At 27.6% G+C, this 9,647-nt stretch carries 17 protein-coding genes; 12 read left to right on the top strand and 5 right to left on the bottom strand.

Annotated features, from left to right (window positions below):
- Positions 1–106 precede the first annotated feature (106 nt).
- The 4 genes from WC168_RS08360 to WC168_RS08345 form a co-directional block, all read right to left on the bottom strand.
- Positions 107–673: a PAS domain-containing protein gene (locus WC168_RS08360; protein ID WP_372618645.1), complete on the bottom strand. Its 567-nt coding sequence runs from the start codon at positions 671–673 to the stop codon at positions 107–109.
- A gap of 70 nt (positions 674–743) precedes the next feature.
- The gene (locus WC168_RS08355; protein ID WP_372618643.1) at positions 744–890 is read right to left on the bottom strand and encodes a hypothetical protein; all 147 of its coding nucleotides are present in this window, start codon (positions 888–890) and stop codon (positions 744–746) included.
- Between the two features lie 128 nt (positions 891–1,018).
- On the bottom strand, positions 1,019–1,270 hold the full coding sequence (locus WC168_RS08350; RefSeq protein WP_066161301.1) for a hypothetical protein: 252 nt from the start codon (positions 1,268–1,270) through the stop codon (positions 1,019–1,021).
- A 68-nt stretch (positions 1,271–1,338) separates the two neighbouring features.
- Positions 1,339–2,262: an AEC family transporter gene (locus tag WC168_RS08345; protein WP_066161302.1), complete on the bottom strand. Its 924-nt coding sequence runs from the start codon at positions 2,260–2,262 to the stop codon at positions 1,339–1,341.
- Between the two features lie 111 nt (positions 2,263–2,373).
- On the opposite strand from WC168_RS08345, the gene WC168_RS08340 reads away from it, so the two are divergent.
- The gene (locus tag WC168_RS08340; protein WP_279134650.1) at positions 2,374–2,634 is read left to right on the top strand and encodes a type II toxin-antitoxin system RelB/DinJ family antitoxin; all 261 of its coding nucleotides are present in this window, start codon (positions 2,374–2,376) and stop codon (positions 2,632–2,634) included.
- 11 nt (positions 2,635–2,645) lie between these two features.
- On the opposite strand, the gene WC168_RS08335 is transcribed toward WC168_RS08340, so the two are convergent.
- Positions 2,646–4,097 (bottom strand): acetyl/propionyl/methylcrotonyl-CoA carboxylase subunit alpha, encoded by a 1,452-nt coding sequence (locus WC168_RS08335; protein ID WP_372618640.1) that lies wholly within the window; start codon positions 4,095–4,097, stop codon positions 2,646–2,648.
- Positions 4,098–4,361: 264 nt separating this feature from the next.
- Between WC168_RS08335 and WC168_RS08330 the strand changes: the two genes are divergently transcribed.
- The 11 genes from WC168_RS08330 to WC168_RS08280 all read left to right on the top strand — a co-directional run bounded on the left by WC168_RS08330 (position 4,362) and on the right by WC168_RS08280 (position 9,570).
- On the top strand, positions 4,362–5,582 hold the full coding sequence (locus tag WC168_RS08330) for a major outer membrane protein (protein ID WP_372618638.1): 1,221 nt from the start codon (positions 4,362–4,364) through the stop codon (positions 5,580–5,582).
- Positions 5,583–5,929: 347 nt separating this feature from the next.
- Complete coding sequence (locus WC168_RS08325; RefSeq protein ID WP_260883185.1) at positions 5,930–6,130, top strand: hypothetical protein; 201 nt, start codon at positions 5,930–5,932, stop codon at positions 6,128–6,130.
- Between the two features lie 8 nt (positions 6,131–6,138).
- Positions 6,139–6,312, top strand: coding sequence for a hypothetical protein (locus tag WC168_RS08320; protein ID WP_279134654.1), 174 nt, complete (start codon positions 6,139–6,141; stop codon positions 6,310–6,312).
- Positions 6,313–6,415: 103 nt separating this feature from the next.
- Complete coding sequence (locus tag WC168_RS08315) at positions 6,416–6,616, top strand: addiction module protein (RefSeq protein WP_066161307.1); 201 nt, start codon at positions 6,416–6,418, stop codon at positions 6,614–6,616.
- Positions 6,617–6,711: 95 nt separating this feature from the next.
- On the top strand, positions 6,712–6,918 hold the full coding sequence (locus WC168_RS08310; protein WP_066408715.1) for a hypothetical protein: 207 nt from the start codon (positions 6,712–6,714) through the stop codon (positions 6,916–6,918).
- Between the two features lie 2 nt (positions 6,919–6,920).
- Positions 6,921–7,190 carry a hypothetical protein gene (locus WC168_RS08305; RefSeq protein WP_066408716.1) on the top strand — a complete coding sequence of 90 codons (270 nt, stop codon included), beginning with the start codon at positions 6,921–6,923 and terminating at the stop codon, positions 7,188–7,190.
- 77 nt (positions 7,191–7,267) lie between these two features.
- Complete coding sequence (locus WC168_RS08300; protein WP_319087297.1) at positions 7,268–7,468, top strand: hypothetical protein; 201 nt, start codon at positions 7,268–7,270, stop codon at positions 7,466–7,468.
- Positions 7,465–7,740 (top strand): type II toxin-antitoxin system YafQ family toxin, encoded by a 276-nt coding sequence (locus tag WC168_RS08295; RefSeq protein ID WP_372618647.1) that lies wholly within the window; start codon positions 7,465–7,467, stop codon positions 7,738–7,740. Before WC168_RS08300 ends, WC168_RS08295 begins: the two co-directional genes overlap by 4 nt.
- Positions 7,741–8,133: 393 nt before the next feature.
- On the top strand, positions 8,134–8,367 hold the full coding sequence (locus WC168_RS08290; RefSeq protein WP_066353955.1) for a hypothetical protein: 234 nt from the start codon (positions 8,134–8,136) through the stop codon (positions 8,365–8,367).
- Positions 8,368–8,836: 469 nt separating this feature from the next.
- A complete protein-coding gene (locus WC168_RS08285; protein ID WP_066161309.1) occupies positions 8,837–9,067 on the top strand; it encodes a hypothetical protein in 231 nt (76 codons plus the stop codon).
- On the top strand, positions 9,067–9,570 hold the full coding sequence (locus WC168_RS08280; protein ID WP_372618634.1) for a DUF6036 family nucleotidyltransferase: 504 nt from the start codon (positions 9,067–9,069) through the stop codon (positions 9,568–9,570). The genes WC168_RS08285 and WC168_RS08280 overlap by 1 nt, the downstream gene beginning before the upstream one ends.
- The last annotated feature ends 77 nt before the right edge of the window (positions 9,571–9,647 follow it).

The raw sequence follows: 9,647 nt of genomic DNA, 5'->3' as shown, positions 1-9,647 counted from the left end.
AGAGGATTAGAGTCGTTTGGGCTAGGAACTAGCCTTGTGGACTTAAATAAACACAAAGCCTTTCGCTCAACTTCATTAGAGGTTGCTAGTTAGGAAGCCTCTGTCTTTAGGCAGAGGTTGGTTCACAAGACTCTTCACAAAAAATTGAGTGATGTTTCCCAACAATCTCATCTTTTGTGTACCCAATAGTATCTAAGAAGTTTTTATTTGCATTTAAAATATTACCTTGCATATCAAACTCAATAACTGCTTGTGACTTATTTATAGCATCAACTTGACCTCTAAAGTATAAATCATTTAATCTATTTTTTGTAATATCCTGCGCAAGTAAAACAACCTCCACAACACTTTTTTGACTATTTTTTATAGGCATATAAGTAGCTTTAAAAAATACAAATTTTCCATCTCTTTTTACTCTTTTAACATCAGCACTTATAGATACTCCTCTATTTACAGCATCCCAAGCCTGTTTGTATTCAGCACTATTTACAAAGCTATCTTCACAAAATATTTTGTGATTTTCCCCTCTTATCTCTTCCAAAGAGTAGCCCATAATATTTAAGAAATTTTTATTTGCTTTTAAGATAGTTCCATTTGGTTTAAAATGCACAACAGCAAAAGCCTCATCAATTGCATCCAACTGAAATCTATCAAATTTGTTTGATAAAAACATAAGCCTATATCCTTGTATTAAATTAATCAAAGATTTTAGCACTACAAAATTAAAATAAATTGAAGATTACTTATCTAGTCTGCCACTTAAAAATGTCAAGGATAACAATAACATCTAAATCTTCATCTATTAAATAAGGAATTGTATAACCTTTGAAAATTAAATCTCTTACAAAAATATCATTAAAATGTATAGATTGTCTTGCTTTAAAAGGCATATTAGGGATATTTTTTATTTTCTTATCAAGTTAATTTTTAAAGTTTTTAGCTCTTGATATAGAATTTTTTGAAATATATTTTAAAATTGATAAAAGATTATCATCAAAAGATATATTTTTTATAATTTTCATTTAATAGATTTAAGCCAACTATCTATTTTATCCATACCATTTTCATAAGTTATAGTTTTAAGCTCACCTTTTTTATATTTTAAAACAGCATCACTAACTCTTTTATCAGCATCTTCTTTTGATATAGAACTATAACCATCATCAACCAAATCATAAAGTAACTCTTCAAAAGCAGACTCTATATCTATCTTTTTATTTGCCAATTTTGTATATAAACTATCTGAAATATTCAATTTTATAGTGTGCATATAGACTCCTAAAAGTTCTAATTAAAAAACTATAGTATTAATTTTGTTCTAAAATATAGATTAAAAATCTAATACATATAAAAATACAAAACCAAAGGTATATAAAACAGCGATACAATAGTTGAAACAAAAACAGCCATAGACATCTTCTCAGGCTTCACATTTAAAATAGTTGCCACAGTTACAGTATTTCCAGCCAAAGGAACAATACTAAATAAAAACATAATCATATAAAAATCACTATCTAAAAAGTGAATAAAATTTTTATCCAAATATATAAAAATCAAAGTTGCAACTGGCCAAAGCACAAACTTAATAAGCAAGGTAAATGATATAAATTTTGCATCAAAAGCTTTAGTTGATTTGAAATTTTCCATTCCCATTCCAATTAGCATCATTCCTAAAATTGCATATGCTCCTTTTAAAAACTCACTATAAGAAAGTAGCATTTCAGGGATTTTTATACCATTTAAGTTTAAAAAAATTCCCAAAATAAAAGCATATACAACAGGAAGTTTTAAAACCTTTTTTAAACTCTCACTAGCACTAAAATTTCCTTTAGCAGTAATATAATACCCAACAGAATTTTGATACAAAATAGAGGCCAAAATAGAGAAAATAAAAATATCAACCAATCTTGGCTCTAAAAACAAAATAGCCAAAGGTATTCCAATATTTCCAGTATTTCCCGTGCTTGTACTAAATGCTAATAAATTTGCCGTATTATCACTATATATTTTTTTAAAAATAAAAAGCAAAAAAAATGCCAAAACCGTACTAAAAACAAAAAAAGATAGTGGCAAAAAAAGAACTTGCATATCAAGTTTCACACTAATTGTTGCATTTAAAACTATCAAAGGAGCCAAAATATATAGCAAAATCTTTGCAACACTCTCTTTATCGCACTTAAGTTTATAAGTTGTTAAAAAACCCAGAAAAACACTAAAATACAAAGGTATGATTTTTCCAAGTAAAGTTAGAAATATTGACACAATAAAGCCTTAAATTTTTTTTTGGAATTCTACTATTATGAAGCTTTATTTAACAAAATATCATTGACAAAACACACATTGTGTGTTAAAATTTCAAAAAAAGGAGATAAAATGACTACAACTTCAAATAAAATACGAACAAATGTATATCTTGACTCAACAACAAAAGAAAAAGCTCAAGAGATTTTTAAGCAGTATGGTTTAGGGTTAAGTGAAGCTTTTAATATATTTTTAACTCAAAGTGTTTTACAAAGAGGAATACCTTTTGAAATAAAGATTCCAAATGATGAAACTTTAGAAGCGATAAAAGATGCAAGAGCAAATAAAAATATGAAAAAAATTAGTTTAGATGATTTAAAAAAAGAGCCTTAAAGCTCTTTTTTCTAGTGTCTTGTAGTGATATTTTTAGAGTTAATCGTAGAAATCAGTTTTTTAAGATTCTCAACCTTTGCCTCTTCTTCTTTGATATTATCTTCACTATGAAGTGTAAAAATATCCATTTTTGTATCTAAATAGTTAGTTGTAAATCTTCCAGCTTTGAAATCTTCATCTCTAACAATTTCTCTGTGAAGTGGAATATTTGTAGGGAAACCTTCAATATAGAACTCATCTAAGGCTCTTTTTGCTTTTTTTACACAACCTTCCCAATCAAGCGCCCAAACAATAAGTTTTCCAACCATTGAGTCATAGTTTGCAGGGATTTTATATCCAGTGTAAAGTGCAGAGTCAAGTCTAACTCCTGGACCATTTGGAGTAAGATACTTCTCAACAGTTCCAACAGATGGCATAAATCCTTTTAGTGGATTTTCAGCATTTATTCTAAACTCTATAGAGTAACCTCTAAAGTTAATCTCCTCTTGTAAGAAAATCATCTTATCGCCCTCAGCAATTTGAATCATTCTTTGAATAATATCAACTCCTGTAATAGTCTCAGTAACAGGATGCTCAACTTGAACTCTAGTATTCATCTCAATAAAATAGATATTATCATCAGGATCAAGCAAGAACTCAACAGTTCCAACACTCTCATATCCAAGTTTGAACATAGCTTTTGTAGCAATTCTATAAAGCTCTCTTCTAGCACTATCAGTTAAAAGTGGCGATGGAGCAATCTCAATAACCTTTTGATGTCTTCTTTGAATACTACAATCTCTCTCTCCTAAATGCAACACATTTCCATACTTATCAGCAATAATTTGAATCTCAATATGTCTTGGATTTTCAACATATTTTTCAATAAATGTCTCACCTCGTCCAAAATACTTTTTAGCCTCATTTGTAGCAGCTTCATAAAGCTCTTTAAACTCTTCCTCTTTTTTTACAATTCTCATTCCTCTTCCACCACCACCAAAAGCAGCTTTGATAATTACAGGAAATCCAATCTGTTTTGCTATTTTAGAAGCTTCTGCTATATCGCTTATTGGCTCATCAGTACCCTCAAGCACAGGAACTCCAACTTTTTTCATAGCAACTTTAGAAGCCATCTTATCTCCAAAAAGCTCAATATGCTCAGGCTTAGGACCAATAAAAATAATTCCATTCTCTTCACAAGCTCTTGCAAAATCTGCATTTTCACTTAAAAAACCATATCCAGGATGAATCGCATCACACTCAGATTTTTTTGCAATAGATATGATTTTGTCATAGTCTAAATATGCTTGAACTACATCTCCTAGTATTGGATAGCACTCATCAGCTTTTCTTACCCAAACACCCTCAACATCAACCTCTGAAAAAATTGCAACACTTTTTATCTCAAGCTCTTTACAAGCTCTTATAATTCGAAGAGCTATCTCTCCTCTATTTGCTATTAAAACCTTATTTATCTTTTTCATCTTTTGCCTTTTTTGAAAAATTTTCCAACATATTAGACTATTTTATTCAAAATTTCTTCTTTTTTATTGATAGAAAAATTGTTTGATATTGCTAAAAACCCTCAATAAATTAAAAAATTATTAAAAAAGCTAAAAATAGTGTAATTATGCAGTAACTTTAAGAAAACTTTAAATTTAACTCATATAAAATGGTCGCCACGGTAAACAATAAGTTAATAACTTCTTGTAAATCGACTTTAATTTCGAGATTTTAGGAGAAAAACGATGAAAAAATTCACAAAACTAAGTTTAGTTGCAGCTGTTGCAGTTGCAGGTCTATCAAGTGCAAACGCGAAACCACTTGAAGAAGCTATTAAAGATGTAGAAGTATCTGGATCTGTTGTATATAGATATGATGAAAAAGACAATAGTAAAGCACCAACTAACCAAACAAAAGCAGACAATAATTACAAAATAGGTTTAAATCTGTCTTCAAAAGTAAATGATTATGTTAAATTTAACTCAAGATTTATTGTAGGTGGAGCTGATTCTGGTTTTGCTGGAGGTGGTCTAGATACTTCAAGTGCTAATGATCAAAATGTTGAAGTAACACTTTCTCATGCTTACTTTGCTTTAACAGCTATTCCAAATACAACTGTAAATGTTGGTAAACAAGGTCTTGCTACTCCATGGACAGTTGCAAATGATATAAATGGAAACGAACAAACAGGTACTGGGGTTTTAGCTCTTTCAAATGTAGGTCCTGTAACACTTGCTGCTGGATACTTCAATCAAACAAATTTAGATAAAAGTGGAGATCATCCTCTAAAAAATAGTACTGCTCCTCTAATAACATATGATATTGGTACAAAAGATATAGCTACTGTTGCAGCAATTGCAAATATAGTAGATGTAGCTCAAGTAGAAGCTTGGTATTTAACAATGCAAGATCAATTTGATACATATACTTTAGCAGCTACTTCAAAACTAGATTTAGCAGAAAATGCAAAAATTGGTTTAGAAGCTAGATATGTAAACTTAGAATTAGATAATAAAAATGTTCTAGGTATTACAGGAGATGCTAAGAAAAATGATATGTTTAGACTAGCAGTTGATGGTAAAGTTGGAATTGTTAATGCTAGAATTGCATATACAAATACTGGAAAACATGGTGGATTAACAGCTTTAGATAATGATGCAAAAAATACATCTCTAGGTTGGAATTTATCATCAAATAGTATCCAAGATGCTGAGTATTTACAACTTGCATTAGGTGCTGATATTTTAGAAAATTTAAATTTCACTGCTCATTATGGTTCATTAGAGTCTAAAGAATCTGCAGCTAATACTGAAAGAAGTGAGATTTATGGTCAATTAACATACAAAATGTCTAAAAATCTAACTACATATGTAAGATACGGTCAAAATGAAGTTAAAACTAAATCTACTGGAGTTAAAACAGTTGACCAAGATAGAGGAAGAATTCAAGTTGCATATACATTCTAATATTTAGAGTATAAAACTTTTTTTCCTAAAGCTTGAGCTTTTTGCTCAAGCTTTTTTTTTGCCTTTTTTTTCGGAATTAAAAATCTAACAAACTCTTTGAATGTGACACTTTGTTTTTTTAGGATAAAGATTTTTGATATAAATTTCGTATAAAAAATTAAACTGTTTGAAGCAAACTTTAGTTTGCAAGTTTTTAATTTTTAGAAATTTATTGAAAAAATCCCTAAAAAATCAACTCGTGTCACGATTTTTTGTTACTTTTTATAAAAAAAGTAAATATAAACTTTTTGCCTTTTTACTTCTAAATTTGATATAATCTTCTCCAAAATATTTATAAAGGAAAATCTATGCACACAATTAAGCTAAAAGTTCACGATGATATTTATAGCCATATAATATTTTTATTAAATAGTTTAGATAAAAAAAAGATTGAAATAGTTGAAGATAAGCCTTTGAAAAATAAGAATAAAGATAAAAAAACATTAAATGCAATTAAAATAGATACGAGTAATTTTAAGTTTGATAGGCAAGAAGCAAATGAAAGATAAAATTTTTCTTGATACAAACACAATTAAATGCTTTGAATCTTAAACAAAATTATAACTTACAATTTTATGATGCCTTGATTGTTTCAACAGCATTGGAAAATTCTTGTACAATGTTATATAGTGAAGATATGCAAGATAAACAATTAATTGAAAAAAAATTAAAAATTATTAATCCATTTTAATAAAAAATATGGATTTCAAGCTTGGGTTTTGGCTCAAGCTTTTTTTTGCCTTTTTACTTCCTAATTTGATATAATCTAAAACTTATTTTGTAAAGGAGCTTTTATGGGAACAAATGAAATCATAAAAGAAGCTATTAAACTAAAACCTCAAGAAAAATATCTAATAATAGAGAGCCTAATTTTGAGTTTAAATGAGCCAAATAAAGATATTGAAGAATTTTGGATAGAAGAATCTAAAAAAAGATTAAATGAATATAAAAATGGAAACTTAAAAACAGTTTCTTTTGAAGAAGTGTTTATTTGATGATATTAAAAAAATCAATTGAACATATAAACTTTTTGCCTTTTTACTTCCTAATTTGATATAATCTTCTCCAAAATATTTATAAAGGATTTATTATGACAAAACTTTTAAATAGTGCTTTTGAAGAAATATCAAAATTACCAGAGCTAGAACAGAATATTTTTGCAAGATTTATTATAAATGAAATAGAGAGCGAAAAAGAGTGGGAAAAACAGTTTTCAAATAGTGAAGATTTACTTTCAGATTTAGCAAATATTGCTCTAAAAGATTTTAAAAATAATAAATGTATTGAATTAAAATAAATATGAAATCATTTGTAAATCCAAATTTTAGAAAATTTTTTAAACAACTACCAAAAGATATTAGAATTTTGGCTAGAAAACAATATGAAATATTTAAACAAAATCCTTATCATGCAAGTTTACATTTTAAAAGAGTTCATTCAAATAAACCAATTTACTCTTGCAGAATAAATATAAATTATCGTACTATTGGAGTTATTGAAGAAAATAATATAATTTGGTTTTGGATTGGTTCTCATGATGATTATGATAAATTATTAAAAAAAATTTAAGCTTTCTAACAACTCTTTTTGCCTTTTTACTTCCTAATTTGATATAATCTTCTCCAAAATATTTATAAAGGAATAAGATGCTTATAACTATAGAAAATGCAGATAAAAAACTTTTAGATGTTATTAAAAGTATTATAAAACTTACACCAAATGCTAATTTAAAAATTGAAAAAGAACCAACAAATGAACTCTTAGAAGCCATTGAAGAGGTTAAAAATGGAAAAGTTGAAAGTTTTAAAGATTTCGAAACTTATAAAAAAGCTATGGAAGATAAATAGTGTTTGAAATAGTAACAACTCTAAAATTCAAGAAACAAAGAAAAAGATTAAAACAAGATGATAAAGATTTAGTTGATAATATAGTTTTTATGTTGGCAAATAATCAAATTTTAGATAAAAAACATAAAGATCATCAACTAAAAGGTAATTTAAAGGAGTTTAGAGAGTGTCATGTAAAACCTGATTTACTTTTAATATACAAAAAAGAGAGTAATATTTTAGTTTTTACTTGTGTAGCAGTTGGTTCTCATAGTGATTTATTTAAAAAATAAAGTACATAAAAAACAACTCGTCACAATTTTTTGTTGCTTTTTTCAAATTAAAAAATAAGCTTGAAACAAAAAGTTTCAAACCTACCAAGAAATAGCAGCTCCACTAGCACCCATAATCTCTTTTGCATCTTCACTCATCATATGAGGTTCCCAAACAGGCTCAAACACTAAGTTTACTTTTGCCTCATCAACAGCCAACTCTTCATCAAAAAAATTTAAATCCTCTTTTATATTTTCAACTTCTCAAAAGTGGAACTTTTCTCAACACTTGCTTTGCAAGGTTTTGTTCTAAGCTCTCCCACCTTTATTTTATATCACATCAAATTTATGCTTTTAATATATTAAAATAATAGTTATTTTATGATACAATCGCAAATGTTTAAGGAGAAAATTATGCCAAAGTTAGATGAGCTAAAAGAAAGATTAGGATTATTAAAATTTTGGTTGGGTGTAATAGTTGGTGTTTTTACTGCTGTTTTTGGTTGGATAGTCACAACTTATAAAACGCAAGATACAATTTTATTAATAATAGCTAGTTTATTTCTTTTAGGTTTATTAATTGCTTTTTTTAAATTAAATAAGAATATTGAAAAAAAGCTAAAAGAGATTAGAGAAGCAAAAAAATAAAAGGAGACAAGATGATAGGTTATATCGCACTTAGCATAGGTATTATTGGAATGGCTTATATAATTTATACTGCATATAAATCAGCTTCATCTGAATAATAAATTTATAAAATAAAAATTGTATAGATTTTTTAATTTATTATTTTTAGCTTTGGTTTGAAACAAAGAGTTTCAAACCTACCAAGAAATTGCAGCTCCACTAGCACCCATAATCTCTTTTGCATCTTCACTCATCATATGAGGTTCCCAAACAGGCTCAAACACTAAGTTTACTTTTGCTTCATCAACAGCCAACTCTTCATCAAAAAAATTTAAATCCTCTTTTATATTTTCAACTTTTCAAAAGTGGGACTTTTCTCAACACTTGCTTTGTAAGGTTTCGTTCTAAGCTGTCCCACCTTTATTTTATATCACACCAAATTTAATTTATGCTATAATATACATTTAAAATAGAAAAAAAGAGAAAATAAATGACACTAAGAGAACAAAGAGCATTAAATAGAAGAGATAAAATAACTATTACAAAAATTCCTTTACACTCTTTAAATCATCACAGTTTTCATTTTGAATTAGATTGTAAAAAATCTTGGGATTTGCTGTACTCTATGTCAATAAAAAAATGGGAAAATGAAAATAAAATGGTTGCACCTTTGTTTGTTGATAAAAATATTATTAGAAAAATATCATTAAGAGATAGATAATGTATTTAACAGATGACTATAAAGATATAATAGAAATTTTTAATGAATTTAAAGTTAAGTATCTAATATCTGGTGCTTTTGCTATGTCAAAATTAGGATATTCAAGGGCTACATATGATATAGATTTATGGGTTGAAAAAAATAAAGAAAATGCTATAAAAATATATAATGCTTTAGATGAATTTGGTGTACCTTTTAAATTAAAACCTGATGATTTTTTAGAATCAAATAGTGTTATACAAATTGGTAACGCTCCAAATAGAATAGATATTTTAACCGATATAGACGGACTTAATTTTGAGGATGCTTGGAATAATAAAAATAAAATAGATTTTGATGGATTAGAAACTTATTGTTTGTGTTTAAATGATTTGATTATAAATAAATCTTCTACAAATAGAGAAAAAGATAAATTAGATTTAGTTCAGCTAAAACAACTTTCTAAGTTGATTCAATTAAAAAATAAGCTTGAAACAAAGAGTTTCAAACCTACCAAGAAATAGCAGCTCCACTAGCACCCATAATCTCTTTTGCATCTTCACTCATCATATGAGGTTCCCAAGCAGGCTCAAACACTAAG

Origin of the sequence: Aliarcobacter sp. (genome assembly GCF_041672065.1) — a bacterium.
GTDB classification, from domain to species: domain Bacteria; phylum Campylobacterota; class Campylobacteria; order Campylobacterales; family Arcobacteraceae; genus Aliarcobacter; species Aliarcobacter skirrowii.
This window is presented reverse-complemented; position numbering and strand designations above follow the sequence as displayed.

Excerpts from the sequence above, each read along its gene's own strand:
- WC168_RS08360 (WP_372618645.1), bottom strand. The coding sequence starts at position 673 with ATGTTTTTATCAAACAAATTTGATAGATTTCAGTTGGATGCAATTGAT.
- WC168_RS08355 (WP_372618643.1), bottom strand. The coding sequence starts at position 890 with ATGCCTTTTAAAGCAAGACAATCTATACATTTTAATGATATTTTTGTA.
- WC168_RS08350 (WP_066161301.1), bottom strand. The coding sequence starts at position 1,270 with ATGCACACTATAAAATTGAATATTTCAGATAGTTTATATACAAAATTG.
- WC168_RS08340 (WP_279134650.1), top strand. The coding sequence starts at position 2,374 with ATGACTACAACTTCAAATAAAATACGAACAAATGTATATCTTGACTCA.
- WC168_RS08335 (WP_372618640.1), bottom strand. The coding sequence starts at position 4,097 with ATGAAAAAGATAAATAAGGTTTTAATAGCAAATAGAGGAGAGATAGCT.
- WC168_RS08330 (WP_372618638.1), top strand. The coding sequence starts at position 4,362 with ATGAAAAAATTCACAAAACTAAGTTTAGTTGCAGCTGTTGCAGTTGCA.
- WC168_RS08325 (WP_260883185.1), top strand. The coding sequence starts at position 5,930 with ATGCACACAATTAAGCTAAAAGTTCACGATGATATTTATAGCCATATA.
- WC168_RS08315 (WP_066161307.1), top strand. The coding sequence starts at position 6,416 with ATGGGAACAAATGAAATCATAAAAGAAGCTATTAAACTAAAACCTCAA.
- WC168_RS08310 (WP_066408715.1), top strand. The coding sequence starts at position 6,712 with ATGACAAAACTTTTAAATAGTGCTTTTGAAGAAATATCAAAATTACCA.
- WC168_RS08305 (WP_066408716.1), top strand. The coding sequence starts at position 6,921 with ATGAAATCATTTGTAAATCCAAATTTTAGAAAATTTTTTAAACAACTA.
- WC168_RS08300 (WP_319087297.1), top strand. The coding sequence starts at position 7,268 with ATGCTTATAACTATAGAAAATGCAGATAAAAAACTTTTAGATGTTATT.
- WC168_RS08290 (WP_066353955.1), top strand. The coding sequence starts at position 8,134 with ATGCCAAAGTTAGATGAGCTAAAAGAAAGATTAGGATTATTAAAATTT.
- WC168_RS08285 (WP_066161309.1), top strand. The coding sequence starts at position 8,837 with ATGACACTAAGAGAACAAAGAGCATTAAATAGAAGAGATAAAATAACT.
- WC168_RS08280 (WP_372618634.1), top strand. The coding sequence starts at position 9,067 with ATGTATTTAACAGATGACTATAAAGATATAATAGAAATTTTTAATGAA.